The sequence below is a fragment of the Pseudomonas sp. BN505 genome (genome assembly GCF_029873175.1).
Lineage (GTDB): Bacteria > Pseudomonadota > Gammaproteobacteria > Pseudomonadales > Pseudomonadaceae > Aquipseudomonas > Aquipseudomonas putida.
The window spans coordinates 1-16,896 of the sequence record NZ_SSOI01000039.1; the positions used below are offsets into that span (position 1 = coordinate 1).

Below are 16,896 nucleotides of genomic sequence, written 5' to 3' on the forward strand. Positions count from 1 at the left end.
GGCATCAAGGTCAAGTCGGTGGCCGAACTGGTCGAGAAGCTGAAGAACGAAGCGAAGGTAATCGGATGAGCATCCTGGTAGTAGCTGAACACGACAATCACACTCTCGCCGCGCCGACCTTGAATACTCTGGCTGCAGCCCGCCAGATCGGAGGGGAAGTCGTGGTGCTGGTCGCGGGGCTGGACGTTTCCGGTGTCGCTTTCGCGGCTGCGCAGATCGCTGGAGTGGGTAAGGTGCTAATGGCAGACGACGCTGCCTACGCGCGTCAGCTCCCGGAAAATGTTGCCCCATTGGTGGCCAACCTGGGGCGCGACTTCAGCCATGTATTGGCCCCTGCCACCAGCAGCGGCAAAAACATCCTGCCGCGGGTGGCAGCATTGCTGGATGTCGATCAGATCTCCGAAATCATTTCGGTCGAGTCTGCCGACACCTTCAAGCGCCCGATCTATGCGGGTAACGCCATCGCCACCGTGCAGTCGGACGCCGCAGTCAAGGTCATCACCGTACGTTCCACCGGCTTTGAGGCCCTGCCGGCAGAAGGCGGTAATGCGCCGATTGTGGCATTGGCTGGCGCGCGTGATACAGGCATATCGGCGTTTGTCGGCGAAGAACTGGCCACGTCCGATCGCCCCGAGCTGACCGCGGCAGACATCGTTGTTTCCGGTGGCCGCGGCATGGGCAACGGCGACAATTTCAGCCACCTGTACCGCCTGGCCGACAAGCTGGGCGCGGCAGTTGGGGCATCACGCGCCGCAGTAGACGCAGGCTTTGTTCCCAACGACATGCAGGTCGGCCAGACCGGCAAGATCGTGGCCCCGCAGTTGTACATCGCGGTCGGTATCTCCGGCGCGATCCAGCACCTGGCCGGCATGAAAGACTCCAAAGTGATCGTTGCGATCAACAAGGATGAAGAAGCGCCGATCTTCCAGGTGGCCGATTACGGACTGGTCGGCGACTTGTTCAATATCGTGCCAGAACTCACCTCCACGCTGTAACAGGACAAAAACAATGACCACATCAGCACCTGAAACGTGGATCGGTCGCAGTGAGACCGTGCACGATTGCATCAGCCATAACCTGGTAAAACGCATTGCCGCAACCTTGGGTGAGCCAGCGCCAGCTCCGGGTACCCCCCTGCCCGAACTCTGGCATTGGGCATTCTTCCAGGACGCCGTCGAGCACTCCGGGCTTGGCGGGGACGGTCATCCAGCGCGAGGCGGCTTCTTGCCCCCGGCAGATAACCGCAACCGCATGTGGGCAGGTGGTCGACTGGAGTTCCTGCACCCGCTGCGCGTCGATGCCCAGGTATCTCGCCGTTCGACCATCCTCAACGTTCAGGAAAAGCATGGGCGTACGGGGTCCTTGCTGTTTGTCACGGTACAACATGAGTACGTGCAAGACGGCCAGCGGGCGCTCATCGAGGAACAGGACATCGTTTATCGTGAGCCATCGCCACCCAAACTGGGCGGAACCGAGCCGATGCCGCAGGGAGACTGGCATCTTCACGTTCAGCCAAGCCCGACGCTGCTGTTCCGCTATTCGGCGGTGACGTTCAACGGCCACCGCATTCACTATGATTGGCCTTATGTGACCGAAACCGAAGGTTACCCTGGCCTGGTGGTGCACGGTCCCCTGATCGCAACGCTGAACGTGCAAGCATTTGTACGGGCGAACCCTCAATTGACAGTGCGTCGATTCAGCTTCCGTGGTGTTCGTCCCTTGATCTGCCCTGACGAGTTCGATGTCGGTGGCCGATTGATCGGTGAGGGTAAAGCCCAAGTCTGGGCTGGCAATCAGGCAGGCCAGGCCCAGGTCGGCGAGATCGAATTCGTCCAGGAGGCACGCCGATGACACAACAACCAGTGCGTAGCGCGCTTTTCGTTCCCGCTACTCGACCAGAACGCATTCCGAAAGCTTTGGCCAGTGGCGCCGACCGGGTCATTGTCGACCTTGAAGACGCTGTGGAAGAGACGCTGAAAGAGCAGGCGCGCAACAACCTCGACCAGTTCCTCAACGATCATCCGCAGGCCAAGGTGCTGGTTCGGGTGAATGCGCCTGGTCATTGGGCCCACGAGGCTGACCTCTCGCTTTGCCGGCGTCATGCCGGGGTCATCGGCATTCTGCTGCCAAAGGCTGAAAGCGTCGACCAGATAGATCGCGCCCATGCCACTGGCAAGGCGGTGTGGCCAATCATCGAAAGTGCCAAGGGCCTGGCTGCCCTACCATCCCTGGCGGCAGCGGCTGGCGTAGACAGGTTGTCATTTGGCAGCCTGGACCTGGGCCTGGACCTTGGCCTCAGCACGGGTAGCGCAGCAGCCGAGCACGTGCTGGGGCATGCCCGTTATGCAGTGCTGCTACATAGCCGGGTCGCGGGACTGGCCGCGCCCTTGGACGGTGTGTTCCCCGCCATCCAGGATATCGACGGCTTGCAGCGTCAAGTCCGGTTCGCACGGGACATGGGTTTTGGCGGTGCCTTGTGCATTCACCCAAGCCAGGTCCAGGTAATCCACGATGCCCTGAAGCCCTCGCATCACGAGCTGGATTGGGCTCGACGGGTGGTCGAGCAGGCCGAAGCTGGCGCCGGCGTATTCACCCTTGATGGCCAGATGGTCGACGCTCCGGTGATCCTGCGTGCCCGGGCAATCTTGCTGCAGGCGGGTTGAAGGGTTCAGTTCATGCTCCCGTTACGGCACGCGACCACTGTTCTGACGCGCAGGGGTAATCTGTATCGGGGGCTCCTGTCGAGGTGCCGTATGTGGTTGATGAATGGCTTAGCCCCGCCGCCGCGCAAGTGCTGCAAGCGCTTGATCTGCCGGCTGCTGCGTGCCCTGTCCAGGTTGCCGGCGTATGGTTGACGCCGCCCGTACATGCCCTCCACCTGTCATGCAGGCCGCGTCAGAGCTGATGGTTGAAATAGGCTATACCGCCATGACCATGCGAAAACTGGCGCAACGTGTCGGAATACTCCCAGGCAGCCTTTACCATCACGTCGACTGCAAACAGGATCTGCTGCTCAATGTGGTCCTGGACATCGTCGAAAAACGTCTTCAGGCATGGCATGCGAGCGTATGCCCACGCGACCTGAAGGGATATGTGTGTTTCTCACTCGAGCGGCAAGTCACCGTCCCACAGGAAGATTTGATCCTGCGACACGAGGTCAGGCACCTTGAAACCAGCCACCGGCGCTGGCTGGACCGGGCCAGTGAGCGGCTGGCCCAACCTGTGGAATGCATCATTCAGAAAGGTTGTGCGACAGGCCAGTACCGGGTGGATGAGCCCTCCAAAGCCTCGGTGGCGATCGTCGCGATTATCGAAAGCGCCAACAGCCTGCGGCTCAGCAAGGCGCATTTCGATGAAACCTGGATCCAGGAGCACATCCTGCAGGCGTGCAATGCATTGCTGCGGCCTCATCAACGCGCGCTCTGTTGCTCAGGCCACCGCAATCATCCTTGACCTATCCTGTCTGCAAGCACGCCCGGACGGAACGGATCAGGACCTAGATCATGCCATTCAGATTCACGCTGTGGTCGAGCCTCGCGCAATTCACCCAGGGGATCGGTAAAGAGTTCTCCAACCCGGACCGCCTCCCCCAACGCTTGCTGGACGAAGCCGAGACGCTGCTGTCCGTGTTGTTGGCTATCGGCATGGCGCATTACTTGGCTGTCGATAATGTTGGCTGGGCTGCGTTCAGTGGCTACATGGTGATGCGTTCAAGTCTGCATGACTGCGTTTACCGTGGCGGGCTCCGGATCATCGGCACTGCCGCAGGCGGCTTGGCCGCAGCAGCGCTACTGACTCAACTGCAAATAAGTGTGCATTTGCTTGGTCCCGTCATAGGGCTGGTCGGCGCATGCACACTGTGGTGCGCCATCCGCCATGAGCATGGTTACGCCTGGCTGTTTGCCGGGCTGACATTCGCCATGGTGGCTATCTCCGGATTTGACGCGCCGGGTGGCCCATCCGTGACCGAGATAGCCAGAACCCGCCTGGAGGAAGTGGCATGCGGCACCCTTGCCTGCTGGTTCGTAGCCATGCTCTCCGGCCGGACTGTACGCAAAATATTTCCCAATGGCGCGTTATCTTCCCGATCTGGCGCGCGCGTGAACGAACCGGACCTTGACCGTTGCCTGCTACGTCATGTGCTGCAGGCAGGCCTGGCGTTGGCATTGATCCCTTCCTTGGGTATCTGGCTGGAGGTGGGGGGATTGAGCCAGGCAGCTATCACCGTCATGGCCGTGATGATGGTGCCACCTGGGGCGCTTTTGCCAGGTAGCCGCGCAGTCACGCTGCGCAATGTTCATCGCCTGGCAGGCTGTTGCGCGGGCGCTGCCTGTGCAGGGCTGGCTTTATGGCTGGTAGGCTCGAACTGGATCGCCATGACCCTGGCAATGTGCATCGGCGTGATGGCCGGGCGGCACATCGAGAACAGCAACCGCTCATACGCTTACGCCGGCACCCAATTTTCCCTCGTGTATCTGGTAGTGATGGTGCCTGATACGTACGTCAACGTCAGCCCTTCGCCCGGGTTCATCCGCCTGGAGGGGGTGTTGGCAGGTTTCGTCCTGATCGGCGTAATACGCCTGGCGAATCAGTTGATCCGCCAGGGCGCGTCCCGATGAACCCTAGGCTGACGAATGATTACTGGCCTGCAGCCGTTGTCGATAGGCTGCAAACACTTGAGGGTTGACCATACGTGGCCCCTCCTCGCCGCGCAGCACCTGCAGAATTTGCTCCGCTGCCCATAGCCCCATGCGCAGACGGGCCTCACGGGTTACCCCTGCGGTGTGATAAAGGCCCACCACGTTATCAAGCCCAAGCAATGGATGATCGAGGGCTGGCGGCTCTTCGTCCCAGACGTCGATACCCGCGCCCCCAAGGTGGTCACAGGCCAGCGCCGCATGAAGTGCGGCCTCGTCATGCAGGCCGCCACGCGCCGTATTGATAAAAATGGCGCCCTTGCGCATCGACGCAAACGTTGTTGCGTTCATCATGTTCAGCGTCGAAGCCAGGCGGGGGCAATGTAACGACACGACATCACTCTGCTGCAAAAGCGCCCCCAGTTCGCAGCCTGTTGCGCCCCGTTGATTGATCTGGTCGCTTGTCAATAACGGATCATGGGCGATGACCCGCATGCCCAGGGCCTGGGCGATACGCGCTACCCGTGTACCTATCTCACCGATACCGACCAGACCCAGCGTTTTCCCTGAGAGTTCGAAGCCCATCAAATCTTCGCGAGAGAAACCTCGGTCCCTGCGCAACCGCCGATCCGATTCACTGATGCGCCGCGCACTGTCGAGCATCAGTCCGATGGTTGCCTCCGCTACCGATTGGGCATTGGCACCGGACTGGTTCACCACCAAAACTCCGGCACGGGTGCAGGCATCGACGTCGACGGTGTCATAACCGGCCCCATTGGTTGAGACACAGAGCAGGTTTGGCAGTTGGTTGAGTAAACGTTCAGTCACATGCCATGCAGGTGGCAGCTCATCGCGTGCGGATGGCACCTGGTAGACCTGGCAACTGCGCAGCGCTTGCATGATCAGCGCGGGCGCCTGGTCACGAGGTACGGTTTGCAACACCACATCGGCTGAGGCTTCGAGCGTCTGGGCCATCACCGGGTGGTACCAGACGTCGAAGCGTACGATCTTCTTCACTTCGCTATTCATGCTCGCCTCATCTCAATGGCTGATGTGGGATGGCGTGGATTTGCGTCCCATGAATTTGCGAACCCCAATGTTCTCCTCGACCTTGCCATCGCCATCCAGGTATCCATGTCTGGAGAGGTCTGGCATCAACAGGGAGGAAACAAGGGTGATGGCACCGATGGCTGCGACATACAGATAGAAGTACTGCTCCATGCCCAGCGAGCGGAAGCTCAGCGCCACGTATTCAGCGGAACCCCCGAACATTGCAGCACCTACCGCATAAGGCAGCCCTACACCAAGGGCCCGAACGGTTGGCGGGTAGAAGTCTGCTTTCAGCACGCCAGTAACCGGCGTATAGAAAGCTGCAATGAGCAACCCGGCGACCACCAGCGCGAATGCACTCAGCGGGTCCTGAACAGACTTGATCGCTGACAACAGGGGTATGACCAGGAACGTGGACAGCAGACCGAAAATTATCATGTTGCGGCGTACGCCGATCTTGTCCGCAAGCATGCCGAAAACCGGCTGGGCAACCATGAAGATCACCAGCGCCGAAGCCATGATGATGCTCACTGTCGGTGCCGGAATACCGACACTCACCACCAGGAATTTCTGCATGTAGGCCGTGAAGGTATAGAAGTACAGAGAACAACCGATGGTAATGGTGAAGGTCAGCAGTACAGCGCGCTTGTGTTGCATGAGGCCCCTGAGCGAACCCGCCTCCTTGCTCTTCATACCTTGCGCAGTGGCTGTTTCGCGCATGGTCCGGCGCAGGTACACCACCACGATCGAGGCCAGCGCGCCGATCAGGAACGGCACTCGCCAACCCCAGGCTTTCAGGTCCTGTTCGGACAGCACCAGTTGCAGCACTGCCACCGTCAACAGCGCCAGCAGTTGCCCTGCGATAATGGTCATGTACTGGAACGAGCCATAGAACGAGCGGCGCCCAGCGCGTGATACCTCACTGATGTAGGTCGCGCCGGTGCCATACTCTGCACCGACCGATAGCCCTTGCATCAAGCGGGCGACCACCAACAGGACCGGCGCCGCGACACCGACAGTGGCGTAGGTAGGCATGACAGCGATCATCAACGACCCACCGCACATCATGAACACGGAGATGATCATCGATATCTTGCGACCACGCGTATCGGCGATATAACCGAATATCCAGCCACCCAGCGGGCGCATGAAGAACCCGACCGCAAAAATACCGGCGGTGGCTAATAGCTGGCTGGTCTGATCGCCCGCCGGAAAGAACAGTGAGGCGAAATAGATTGATGTGTAGGCATAGATGAAGAAGTCGTACCACTCCACCAGGTTGCCGGAACAGACACCTACAATTGCAGTTGTACGCTCTTTGCGAGTCAACGGACGTGCCGTGCCCATATCTGCATTCATGATCGCTACCCTTGTTGTTATTGTTTTGCCAACTCGGGTACAGCTTTGCACAGCGATGGTGTGACGGAAGACCTGCCAAAGATCTAACAGCTATGCCTAGAGGGCATGGCCGTCTACTTCAAACAAACTAAGCCGGGGTGAGATCAGGGCAAGCTTGTGCTGGCCACTCACCACACGGCCGAACGCCTGCTCGCTCTACCACGTGTTGCAGGAAGCCCTGCCCCTTACAGGCAATAGAATTCGCTGACCTCTGCAACCACCTCCCCCTTCGCGTCGTACAAACGCGCCTCAGGAGTTAGCGCCATCGACCTCCCCTCCAGCACATAGCGCTGGCCTGCCTGGAAGTTGGCGTAAGGGACCGTCAGGTAGCATTCGCGCACAGTAGTGCCGCCCATCAGGCTCAGCCCCCCGCCACCGCCCACTTCATAATCGAACCTGACGATCAGCTCATGGCTGCCCGGGCTCACTTGAAAGAAGCGCCCGTCGCTCAACCGTTGCTTATCCAGCCGTTCGGCCATCAGTAACCTGTCATTGGGAAATGGCACCGAGAAATCGACCCAGGCCATCTGCGGATTGGCGCTTGGCAGCGGCGACTGGCAACCGGTAACTGCCGTGATTGCCAATAAAAGCATCATTGTGCGCATGATCGGTGCACCTGGGGCTGGGGCTTTCAGGATACCGCCAACCAGCACTCCATACCGTGCCAAATAGGTCCGTTCTGCCATTTCACAGGTAAACACGGCCGCAGGCACGCAAGTGGGCTGCACAATTTCGGCTGCGCCGGTATGGTCAGGGTTCTGATATCGAACTGCATCGGAGGCAGTCATGACAACCCTCTTTCGCATCAGCGTGCTGGTGTTGGTCGCAGGCATGTTGCTGGGCGATATCCTGCTTGCCAGTGTCGGCCTGGCTTGCGTGTGCGGGGTTGCCGTGTACAGCAACATCCAGCAGGACAAGCAGCCGGCTTGCCCTGCTGATTCGGAGTTTCTGGCCTGACGGCTCACGCCCTGCGCAGATGCACCTTTGCTGCCATACCCGTCTAAGCTTGTGCCGAACTTTCCAGCTATCGAGGGACGAGGCGTACTCATGAGCAAGGTGCTGTCATCGCGTATCGGCCTGCGTGGCCTGGTTCTTGGCTTTGTCCTGCTCGCCGTGCTGAGTACCCTCTGCAACAGCCTGATCACGGCCTACAGTGTGCAACGCGATGCCCTGGTGCACTCGGCACTGGAGGCCAACCGTGCCTATGCCTTCAAGGTCGCATCGAGCATCGATCAGTTTCTGTACACGGTCAATGAACGCCTGAAGTACAGCAGCCAACGCCTGGGCAGCGACTTTGCCAATCGAGCGTTGCTCGAGGAAGAAGCACGCCGCCTGCAGGCCCAGGACTCGGAGTTGAACACCGTGCTGATCACCGACCCTGCGGGCAAGGTATTGCAGGCTTACCCGCCTGCGGTACCGATCGGTTCGACCGTCGGCTCCGATGAACTGCACCAGGCGCTGAACGTGCGTCGCCCCATGGTCAGCCAGGCGTTTACCTCAACCAGCGGCAAGCTGATCGTCTTCGTCTCCCAACCTGTCTTCAGCCCCACAGGCGAGTATCTCGGGCTGGTCGGCGGCTCCGTGTTCTTGCAACAGCGTGGTGTGATGCATTCGTTGATTGGTGAACACCACCTCGATGGGGCCTTCGCCTTCGTCGCCGATGGCAACCGCCGGTTGCTCTACCACCCCGATCAGCAGCGAATCGGTGAAGTGCTCGGCTGGAGCGAGACGGTGGACAAGGCCTTGCTCGGAGACAACGGCCCGCTGGAGACGGTCAACTACCATGGGGTGCCCATGCTCGCCGGCTTCGCGCACGTGCAGGGTTCCAACTGGGCCGTGGTCGTCCAGCAACCCCGGGAGCAGGCACTGGCGCCACTGGGCAAGCTGATGCGCGACATGCTGGTCAGGATCATCCCGGCAGGGGTGATCGGTCTGGTCCTGATACTGCTCGGCGTCATGCTGATCACCCGCCCACTGCGCGCCCTGGCCGGCCATGCCATCGACCTTTCGACGCCGAATGCCACCGCTGAACTGTCTGCGATCAACGCCTGGTACGCCGAAGCGGCGGCGATCCGCCAGGCGCTGGTAGTGCAGTCGCAGCAACTGCAACAGAAGATCGGCAGCCTGAACGCCGCAGCCGACACCGACCCGTTGACCGGCCTGGCCAACCGGCGTGCGATGAACGCGGCACTTCAGGCGCTTGATGCAAGCCAACAGCCGTATTCGGCCCTGGCGTTGGACGTCGACCACTTCAAGCGGGTGAACGACAACTTTGGTCACGATGTGGGTGACCTGGCGTTGCAAAGGGTCGCGCAAGTGATCCGCGACTGCACCCGGGCCGGCGACCTGCCGTGCCGGGCCGGTGGCGAAGAGTTCTGCCTGCTGCTGCCGAACACCGCGCTGAGCACGGCCTGCGAAGTCGCCGAGCGGATCCGCACCACGCTCAGCGCTACAGCGGTGGCACAGATCGGCACCTTGACCATCTCAATCGGTGTGGCCTGTCGGGACGCAGACACTCCCAGTGCCGCGGCCATCCTCAAGCGCGCCGACGAGCGCTTGTATCTGGCCAAACAGAGTGGACGTAACCGTATAGTGGCCGAAGATCGGGTAACGCTCTGATGCCTCTGGGGAGGCGGTGCTTGCGTGTCTTATACATCATCAATGCTTAAGTAACGCATTTACGTTCAACGTCAACGCTTCGAGTGTGAAAGGTTTCGTCAGCACAGCCGTGTTGGGCTCTAGCTGGGCGTTGTCCAATATATTGGGTTGCGCATACCCGGTCATGAATAAGACCGGAAGGCCCGGCCTGAAACTGCGGCCGGTATTGGCCATTTGCCTGCCGTCGATTCCTCCTGGCAGGCCAATGTCTGTGACAAGCAGATCGATACGGGTATCGGAGCTGAGTAACTGAAGGCCCGCAAGGCTATCGGTCGCCTCAATGACGATGTATCCGCAGCTGCCCAGTGACTCACTCACAAACATGCGGACGGAGGGTTCATCATCGACAACCAGAACCGTTTCGCCTGACGAGGTCAGTTCTGATTCAGGCAATGGCTCGGCACGACCTGCAGCATCGACCTCAACCTCATGGCTGGGTAGCTGCAGATATACGCGGGCGCCTTGGCCCACCTCTGACTCGATCCGAACCTGCCCGCCTGACTGCTTGGCGAAACCATAGATCATGGACAGGCCGAGCCCGGTACCCGCCCCCACAGGCTTGGTGGTAAAGAAAGGCTCGAATGCACGCGTTAACGTCTCGGTGCTCATGCCGACACCGTCATCGGCGACACAGATCGTGAAGTACGTGCCGGGTGACAGTTCAGGGTCAAGATCTGCCCCTTGTGCCAGCTCCTCGTTGTACGTCCTGATGGCGATCGACCCTCCGCCTTCCAGTGCGTCACGCGCGTTGATACACAGGTTTAGCAGCGAGTTCTCTACTTGTGCCGGATCCACCAGGCAGGTACTTGAGGTTGCATGGAGCTCTACCTTGAGTTGGATTGCCGGCCCTACTGTCCGACGTATCAGCTCCTCCATTTCGCTGATCAGGGTGTTCACATCGGTATGAACAGGCATCAGCGTCTGCCGGCGAGAGAACGCCAGGAGTCGATGGGTCAGGGATGCTGCCCTTTGTGCGGCGCCCTGTGCCACCATCAGGTAACGCTCCACGTCAGCAATGCGCCCCTGCTTCAAGCGGAGCTTGATCAGTTCAAGGCTTCCCGTGATGCCCGCGAGCAAATTGTTGAAGTCGTGAGCGATACCCCCGGTCAGCTGACCGACCGCTTCCATCTTCTGCGATTGCCGTAGCGCCGCCTGCGCCGCTTCCCGCTCGGCCACGGCTTGTTCGATTTTCGCTTCCAGGGTGCGGTTAAGCTCAAGCAACTGCGCCTCGGCATTTCTTCGCGCGGTGACATCGATGGACGAGCCGATCAGCCCGATGACCTCGCCTGCTTCGTCGCACAGGGGTGCCTTGACGGAAAGCCAGTAGGTAGCCGTGCCATCCGGCATGTCGACACGCTCTTCGATCTGCAGCGCGCCCTTCCCGCCATGCATGACATGACGATCGGTTTCCATGATCTGGCGTGCCTGGGCCTTGTCTTCCAGAAACTCCAGGTCGGTTTTGCCCAGGTACAGTTCTGGTGGTTTACCAACCAGTCGAGTGACACCGTCATTTGCAACAATCAGCCGCCCCTCGAGATCCTTTGCGTAGACAACACCCGGAACGGCAGCCGTGAAGGTACGCAGCAACGCTGACATCCTGTCGCGTTCAGCCTCTGCTGACCGGCGTGACTCAATGTCCATGAGGATGCCAGGGAACCGAACAGCCTCGCCCCCCTCGTCAAGCTCAGCTCTGCCATTGGCCTCAATCCAGCGGTAGCTGCCGTCATCCTGTCTGACGCGGTATTCACACCGGTAGGCGCCGCCACGGCTCATCGCCTCCTGAATACCGGCAGAGACACGATCACGGTCGTCAGGGTGAATCGAGGCAAAAGCTTCCTCGATCGGAATACCCGCCAGGCATTTATCTGCAGGAAGCCCGAACGATCGCGAGAACCGCTCATCCGCGGTCACCTGATTGTGCCGAATATCCCACACCCACGTTCCAATGATCGCGCCCGCATCGAGCGCCAACTGCAGGCGCTCCAGAGCGGTTGTCGGAAACGCGGACTCCTGACTGGGTAATGCGGGAGCATCCAGCTCTCCTGAAAAGCCGGCGCCTTCGCGATCCATATATTGCCTCTTTTGCTTACGCACATGAACGACAAGCCAATGGATAAGATTCTAGAGTGTGATGCCGAGCTATGGCGAGCAAAGCCCTTCACCTGATCTGTTCAGCGCAGCCCAAAGCCCATCCGGCTCAATTCCCCCAGCAGCTCCTCGCGCCCATGCAGGCTAGAAACGTTCCGCAGCCTGCTGACCACTTGCTCCGACCAGCCTGAAGCCTTCATGCCTTCGCCTTGATAGAAAGCACCCAGGCGCTTGTCGTATTCCGCTAGAACGCCCTGCTCGTCGGCAGCCGAGTACGTTTCGTGATGAAGCACTGCTGCCTGTGGCAGCCTCGGCTTCACCTTGGCTGGCCGATCAGGCGACGGATAGCCAACGCACAGGCCGAAGACCGGATAGACCTGAGGCGGCAGTTGCAGTTCCTTGGCAACGGCTTCGATGTCGTTACGAATACCGCCGATGTACACGCTTCCAAGCCCAAGCGACTCCAACGCAACAACCGCATTCTGGGCCGCAAGCGCTGCGTCGATGGTGCCGAGCAACAGGCTTTCCAGGTATGGCAAAGCCTCCAGCTCTATCCCATGCTGGTCTGCGATGCGCGAGACGCGGGACAAATCGGCAAGCCAGACCAGGAACAGTGGCGCTTGATGGATGTAGGGCTGGTTGCCGGCCAGCGCCGAGAGGCGGCCTTTGCGATCCCCCTCTTGCACCGCAACCACACTCCAGACCTGGAGGTTGGATGATGTGGACGCGGATTGCGCGGCAGCAACCAAGGTCTCGAGCGTACCCTCGGGCAGAGGCTGATCAGTAAACGCCCTGACGCTGCGGTGTTCGAGCAGTTGGTCGATGGTGTCATTCCATTGTTGCAGCGCAGAAATGTTCGGTGCGCCATAGCGTGCAGCGAGTTTTGCCTGAGCGTTGGATGTCATGAGAAGCCTCCAAAATGTTAGGAGGCTATCAAAATTCGGCGGTTACCACACAGCTACCCCGAAATTTTTCATTTTCCGCCCCTGCCGCCTGCGTCTCGACCAGCCTCACCACCACGCTGCGTGTCAGCCATCATGCCTGCATACCCACTGCACAGCCAGTGCCCGCGCCCTGCAAACGTTGCGCCAGCAGCCAGGTAAACGCCAGCACCGGGATCAGCGCACAGCCAGCCGCCAGCCACAGCAGCATGCCGAAGCCCTCACCGACCAGTTGCCCGGCCAAGGCCGGACCTGCCATGGAGCTCAGGGCAAAGGCCCCTGGAATCAGCATGATCGAGCGGCCGCTGCGGTCCAGACGCGCAATCGCTGCGGTCTGGTAGACGCAGCCCCAGGTAAAGCCGACCTCCCAGATCCAGGCGCCCGCGGCATACATCAAAAAGCCTTCGGCGTTGCCCAGTAACAACAGCCCGGTACCCAGTACCGCGAGCACGACAAGATGGGGCACGCGTACGCCCAGGCGGTCACCCACCACCGCCAAGGCCAGCGCGGCTGCGCCGCCCAGCAGTTTCAGCACGGCGAAGACGACACCCAGTTCCGCCGGCTGCAACGCCAGGCCATGGCCCAAGCGCTCAAGGAACGCCCAGAGGCCAATCTGCCCCGCGCCGAACAGGAAGAAAAATGCCAACGCTGCATAAGCCGCCGGCGGGAACCTGAAGCGTGCCAGCAACGAGTCGGTTTGCGCCTGCTGCGCTTCGTGAATGAAGTCCTGACGCCTGGGCAAGGCCAGCGCGCTTAGGCTCAACAGCAAAATGATCGCGGCCAGCATCAAGGCCGCGCCGGCATAGTGGAAATAGGCAATCACTAGCGACGGCAAGGCGAACAGCACTGCCGCCACCACCCCCAGTTCAATACCCAGACGCATGCCCAAGGCGCGTTCCTTGTTGGCCATTTCACCCATGATGCGCATGCCCAGGCAGGTCATGAGCGCAGCAAAAAAGCCGATCACCGCCCACAGCGGCAGCTGGGCCGTGGCCGGCAGCCAGGACGACATCCCATACGCCGCCGCAGCGCCAAACGCACAACCCAGGGTCAACCAGCGCCAGTTCATGCGGTCGATCAGCACCACTGCCAGCAGCGTGCCGAGCAGGTAGCCGGCAAAACACACCGAGCCCAGCAGGCCGATCTGTTCGACAGTAAAGCCCAGGCTGTCGACCATCGACCCGAGCAGGATAGGCAAGGTATTGAACGGCAAGCCGCCAATCGTCGAAGCGAAGCTGGCGGCCAGCATGATCGCCAGTGTATTACGGCCACTCATGTTCATTGCTCTCTCCTGCTCGGGTGACTTTCAGCGCTGGCCGACGGTAATGATTTCGCGGCGCTCGGCCATGGCGCCCGGTACGCTGGCTTCGTCCATGAAAAACTGCTCGTACCATTCGCGCAGTTGATAGACCGGGCCATCGCCTTCGGCCAGGACCGGGTTGTTCACCCGAATCTTGTGCGCCCAGATATCCACGTCCTGATAAAAGGATTCGCGGTTGCGCATCACATAGTCCTTGGCCATTTCCCGATTTTGTTCTTCGCTCCACCCCGGCACTTTCTTCACCATGCAGCCAAAACGCAGCTCAAAACTGTTGGCGGTGATCGGTACATGGCAGTTGAGCAGGATCGAGTGGATCTCCATGCCCTCGAACACCGCGCGCATCCGGGTAAAGTGCGTGGCCGGCCCGTAGTACGCCGACTCGGCCACCAGATCACCGCCCAGGCGCTCGGAGTCGCCATGGAAAATCTGCTGGGCAATGTGCCCTTCGAAGACGTTGGCGAAATACTTGGTTGGCGTGCCATGAACCGGCCCGAAGTGCTGGGCATCTGCCAGGTTATCGACCAGTTCGCGTGGGTTGGTTTCGATAATCAGCTTGTCCATGTGCCAGTCGTGCAGCCATTCGTCACTGTCCTGTTCCGGCAGATGAGGAATCACCACGCCGTCTGCCGGCGCCTTGCCTTCCGGGTTGTTCCAGACAAACAGCAGGTTGTTTTCTTCACAGGTCAGCCAGCTGCGGGTCTTGGCCTTCGGAGGGATGCGCTTGCAGTACGGGATCTCCACGCACTTGCCGCTGGCGTCGTACTGCCAGTGATGAAACGGGCATACCACCCGGTCGTTTTCCAGGGTGCCGCGCGAGAGGTCGGCGCCCATGTGCGGGCAATGCGCATCAATGACGCTGATCTGGCCGCTGGAAGTGGCAAATGCCAGCAAGCGCGTGCCGAAGATATTCAGGGTGTGCAGCTGGCCATCACGATAGTCGGCCGCTTCACCCAGGCAGTGCCAGCCTCGGCCGAAGCGAGGGGCCAGAGCAGTTTCGACATTGATTGCTGCGAGCTTGGTCATTGTTATTGTTCCTCGTGTGGAAATCCCCGGTAACTTGCCCGGTCAATCTTCACCGAGCAGCAGCCGGTGCTCATCCTCCGCATGGACTAGATGAGCACCACGAGTACTTCTTCAGCCAGTGTTCATTACCAGCTGGCGACGATGCCGTGCTCCAGCGCAAACGCCTGCGCGGCGATGGTGCGCCGCTGAAAGCGCGCAGCCTGATCGTGGGTGGCCAGCCATACCATCACCTCTGCCGGCACCTGGGGAGGCGCAGTGCCGATGCGCAGGGCCAGCAGGCCGTTTTCGCCGATGGTAGCCTTCAGCGCGTCGGTGGTGACCACCCCCGGGTTAAGCGTAAAGGCACGAATCCCCTGCTCGCCCAGTTCGGCTGCAAGCACCCCCGAAACCCTGGAGACCGCAGCCTTGCCCGCACCGTAGGCATACCCCCAGCCACCGTCGACGGCAGCCACGGGCGGGTCGCCTTCACCGGCACCGGAGGTGACGTTGATCACCACCCCGTCGCCCCGTTCGAGCATGCCGGGCAACACGGTCTGGGTAAGCAACAGCGGCGCCAGCACATAGCCCTGGAATACCCGCTGCATGGTCTGCGGCTGCAGCGACATGAATGCGCTGTTAAGGTCGCGGCCCTGATAGATGGCGTTGTTTATCAGCACATCAATGCGCCCGAACGCGGCCAGTACTGCCTGGCCGGCGGCCAATACCGAGGCGCTGTCGAGCAGATCCATAGGCACCACCAGCGCTCTGCGCCCCAAGGCGCGGATCGCGGCTGCCGTACTGTTGAGGCTGCCCGCCAGCGGCACCCCCTGGGCATCGCACAGCCGATGCGCGGTGCTTTCGCCCTCCTCTACAGTGCGGGCACTGATCGCCACATCGAACCCGGCCCGGGCAAAGGCCAATGCCGTCTCGCGCCCGATACCGCGGCTTGCCCCGGTAATGAATGCCACTTTGGTCATTGTTGTTCTCACGTGGACATAGGCTAGAAACGTGCCGGACGAACCATGGCATCCATACCGCCATCTACAAACATCACAGTGCCGTGCACAAAACTGGCTTGAGTCGACTGCAAGAATGCCACGACCTGGGCGATCTCCTCAGGGTTGCCGGCGCGCCCCAGCGGTGCGACAAACTCACGGACCGCCTTGGCAAAGCGTGGATCGTTCAGCGACGCCTGGTGCAGCGGCGTCTCGACTGCCCCAGGCGCCACCACATTCAGGCGTATGCCTTGTTTTGCCCAGGCAACCGCCTTGCTACGGGCATTGCAGGTCACGGCGTATTTGGAGCTGGCATAGGCCACATGGGACTGCCCCAAGGTATTGGCGTGTTCCAGTGCCAACGCTTCGTTGCCGGCGAGCATGGCCGCAATCATCGGCTGCTGATCGGGGCTGACGTGGGTGGCCGCAATCGATCCGATCACTACAGCGGCTGGCCGCTCGCCCTTGGCCAACGCATCGGCCAGGCCGTCAAGCAGCTCACAGACGCCAAAGTAGTTGACCGACACGATGGTATCGGACACCGCGCTGGAGCCTACCCCGGCGCAGCACACCAGGCCGTCGAGCACCCCGTCGCAGTGCTCGAGCACCGCACTGATGGCGGCCTGGCGCCCGCTTGCGCTGGACAGGTCGGCAATCACCTCGGCATTTGCCCGGTCGATGCCGATGATGCGGTGCCCGGCGGCACGTAGCGCCTGGCAGACTGCCGCGCCGATACCGGATGCAGAACCGCTGACCGCTGTAACTGGCATAACGTTGCTCCTTGTTGAATGGTGGTGCTGGCTAGT

16 protein-coding genes are annotated in these 16,896 nt (G+C 60.6%); 7 read left to right on the forward strand and 9 right to left on the reverse strand.

What is annotated here, in order from left to right; all coding sequences use genetic code 11:
- The first annotated feature begins 65 nt into the window (after window positions 1-65).
- The 5 genes from E8E78_RS11625 (at window position 66) to E8E78_RS11645 (ending at window position 4,619) form a co-directional block, all read left to right on the forward strand.
- Complete coding sequence (locus E8E78_RS11625; protein ID WP_059394845.1) at window positions 66-995, forward strand: FAD-binding protein; 930 nt, start codon at window positions 66-68, stop codon at window positions 993-995.
- A gap of 13 nt (window positions 996-1,008) precedes the next feature.
- Window positions 1,009-1,851 carry a MaoC family dehydratase N-terminal domain-containing protein gene (locus E8E78_RS11630; RefSeq protein WP_059394844.1) on the forward strand — a complete coding sequence of 281 codons (843 nt, stop codon included), beginning with the start codon at window positions 1,009-1,011 and terminating at the stop codon, window positions 1,849-1,851.
- The gene (locus E8E78_RS11635) at window positions 1,848-2,663 is read left to right on the forward strand and encodes a CoA ester lyase (RefSeq protein ID WP_059394843.1); all 816 of its coding nucleotides are present in this window, start codon (window positions 1,848-1,850) and stop codon (window positions 2,661-2,663) included. Before E8E78_RS11630 ends, E8E78_RS11635 begins: the two co-directional genes overlap by 4 nt.
- A 184-nt stretch (window positions 2,664-2,847) precedes the next feature.
- Window positions 2,848-3,453, forward strand: a complete 606-nt coding sequence (locus tag E8E78_RS11640; RefSeq protein WP_080889187.1) for a TetR/AcrR family transcriptional regulator — start codon at window positions 2,848-2,850, stop codon at window positions 3,451-3,453.
- Between the two features lie 50 nt (window positions 3,454-3,503).
- Window positions 3,504-4,619, forward strand: coding sequence for an FUSC family protein (locus E8E78_RS11645; protein WP_059394841.1), 1,116 nt, complete (start codon window positions 3,504-3,506; stop codon window positions 4,617-4,619).
- A gap of 3 nt (window positions 4,620-4,622) precedes the next feature.
- On the opposite strand, the gene E8E78_RS11650 is transcribed toward E8E78_RS11645, so the two are convergent.
- The 3 genes from E8E78_RS11650 to E8E78_RS11660 all read right to left on the reverse strand — a co-directional run bounded on the left by E8E78_RS11650 (window position 4,623) and on the right by E8E78_RS11660 (window position 7,690).
- Window positions 4,623-5,666: a hydroxyacid dehydrogenase gene (locus E8E78_RS11650; protein ID WP_059394840.1), complete on the reverse strand. Its 1,044-nt coding sequence runs from the start codon at window positions 5,664-5,666 to the stop codon at window positions 4,623-4,625.
- Window positions 5,667-5,678: 12 nt separating this feature from the next.
- A complete protein-coding gene (locus E8E78_RS11655; RefSeq protein WP_059394839.1) occupies window positions 5,679-7,034 on the reverse strand; it encodes an MFS family transporter in 1,356 nt (451 codons plus the stop codon).
- Between the two features lie 236 nt (window positions 7,035-7,270).
- Window positions 7,271-7,690 carry a hypothetical protein gene (locus tag E8E78_RS11660; RefSeq protein ID WP_026034397.1) on the reverse strand — a complete coding sequence of 140 codons (420 nt, stop codon included), beginning with the start codon at window positions 7,688-7,690 and terminating at the stop codon, window positions 7,271-7,273.
- 181 nt (window positions 7,691-7,871) lie between these two features.
- Here E8E78_RS11660 and E8E78_RS11665 point away from each other — a divergent pair, with 181 nt between their 5' ends.
- Entirely contained in the window at window positions 7,872-8,042 is a 171-nt protein-coding gene (locus E8E78_RS11665) for a hypothetical protein (RefSeq protein WP_019470887.1), read from the forward strand.
- Window positions 8,043-8,132: 90 nt separating this feature from the next.
- Complete coding sequence (locus tag E8E78_RS11670) at window positions 8,133-9,704, forward strand: sensor domain-containing diguanylate cyclase (RefSeq protein WP_059394838.1); 1,572 nt, start codon at window positions 8,133-8,135, stop codon at window positions 9,702-9,704.
- A 39-nt stretch (window positions 9,705-9,743) separates the two neighbouring features.
- Here E8E78_RS11670 and E8E78_RS11675 read toward each other — a convergent pair whose 3' ends face one another.
- The 6 genes from E8E78_RS11675 to E8E78_RS11700 form a co-directional block, all read right to left on the reverse strand.
- A complete protein-coding gene (locus tag E8E78_RS11675; RefSeq protein ID WP_059394837.1) occupies window positions 9,744-11,813 on the reverse strand; it encodes a PAS domain-containing sensor histidine kinase in 2,070 nt (689 codons plus the stop codon).
- Window positions 11,814-11,914: 101 nt separating this feature from the next.
- Window positions 11,915-12,736 (reverse strand): NADPH-dependent oxidoreductase, encoded by an 822-nt coding sequence (locus E8E78_RS11680; protein ID WP_059394836.1) that lies wholly within the window; start codon window positions 12,734-12,736, stop codon window positions 11,915-11,917.
- Between the two features lie 130 nt (window positions 12,737-12,866).
- A complete protein-coding gene (locus E8E78_RS11685) occupies window positions 12,867-14,054 on the reverse strand; it encodes an MFS transporter (protein ID WP_059394835.1) in 1,188 nt (395 codons plus the stop codon).
- Between the two features lie 24 nt (window positions 14,055-14,078).
- The gene (locus E8E78_RS11690) at window positions 14,079-15,116 is read right to left on the reverse strand and encodes a Rieske 2Fe-2S domain-containing protein (protein WP_059394834.1); all 1,038 of its coding nucleotides are present in this window, start codon (window positions 15,114-15,116) and stop codon (window positions 14,079-14,081) included.
- A 125-nt stretch (window positions 15,117-15,241) separates the two neighbouring features.
- Complete coding sequence (locus tag E8E78_RS11695; RefSeq protein WP_059394833.1) at window positions 15,242-16,072, reverse strand: SDR family oxidoreductase; 831 nt, start codon at window positions 16,070-16,072, stop codon at window positions 15,242-15,244.
- Between the two features lie 23 nt (window positions 16,073-16,095).
- Complete coding sequence (locus E8E78_RS11700) at window positions 16,096-16,860, reverse strand: SDR family oxidoreductase (protein ID WP_059394832.1); 765 nt, start codon at window positions 16,858-16,860, stop codon at window positions 16,096-16,098.
- Between the last annotated feature and the right edge of the window lie 36 nt (window positions 16,861-16,896).

Bases quoted from the DNA above. Each gene is read 5' to 3' on its own strand.
- E8E78_RS11625 (WP_059394845.1), top strand. From the start codon at position 66: ATGAGCATCCTGGTAGTAGCTGAACACGACAATCACACTCTCGCCGCG.
- E8E78_RS11630 (WP_059394844.1), top strand. From the start codon at position 1,009: ATGACCACATCAGCACCTGAAACGTGGATCGGTCGCAGTGAGACCGTG.
- E8E78_RS11635 (WP_059394843.1), top strand. From the start codon at position 1,848: ATGACACAACAACCAGTGCGTAGCGCGCTTTTCGTTCCCGCTACTCGA.
- E8E78_RS11640 (WP_080889187.1), top strand. From the start codon at position 2,848: ATGGTTGACGCCGCCCGTACATGCCCTCCACCTGTCATGCAGGCCGCG.
- E8E78_RS11645 (WP_059394841.1), top strand. From the start codon at position 3,504: ATGCCATTCAGATTCACGCTGTGGTCGAGCCTCGCGCAATTCACCCAG.
- E8E78_RS11650 (WP_059394840.1), bottom strand. From the start codon at position 5,666: ATGAATAGCGAAGTGAAGAAGATCGTACGCTTCGACGTCTGGTACCAC.
- E8E78_RS11655 (WP_059394839.1), bottom strand. From the start codon at position 7,034: ATGGGCACGGCACGTCCGTTGACTCGCAAAGAGCGTACAACTGCAATT.
- E8E78_RS11660 (WP_026034397.1), bottom strand. From the start codon at position 7,690: ATGCGCACAATGATGCTTTTATTGGCAATCACGGCAGTTACCGGTTGC.
- E8E78_RS11665 (WP_019470887.1), top strand. From the start codon at position 7,872: ATGACAACCCTCTTTCGCATCAGCGTGCTGGTGTTGGTCGCAGGCATG.
- E8E78_RS11670 (WP_059394838.1), top strand. From the start codon at position 8,133: ATGAGCAAGGTGCTGTCATCGCGTATCGGCCTGCGTGGCCTGGTTCTT.
- E8E78_RS11675 (WP_059394837.1), bottom strand. From the start codon at position 11,813: ATGGATCGCGAAGGCGCCGGCTTTTCAGGAGAGCTGGATGCTCCCGCA.
- E8E78_RS11680 (WP_059394836.1), bottom strand. From the start codon at position 12,736: ATGACATCCAACGCTCAGGCAAAACTCGCTGCACGCTATGGCGCACCG.
- E8E78_RS11685 (WP_059394835.1), bottom strand. From the start codon at position 14,054: ATGAACATGAGTGGCCGTAATACACTGGCGATCATGCTGGCCGCCAGC.
- E8E78_RS11690 (WP_059394834.1), bottom strand. From the start codon at position 15,116: ATGACCAAGCTCGCAGCAATCAATGTCGAAACTGCTCTGGCCCCTCGC.
- E8E78_RS11695 (WP_059394833.1), bottom strand. From the start codon at position 16,072: ATGACCAAAGTGGCATTCATTACCGGGGCAAGCCGCGGTATCGGGCGC.
- E8E78_RS11700 (WP_059394832.1), bottom strand. From the start codon at position 16,860: ATGCCAGTTACAGCGGTCAGCGGTTCTGCATCCGGTATCGGCGCGGCA.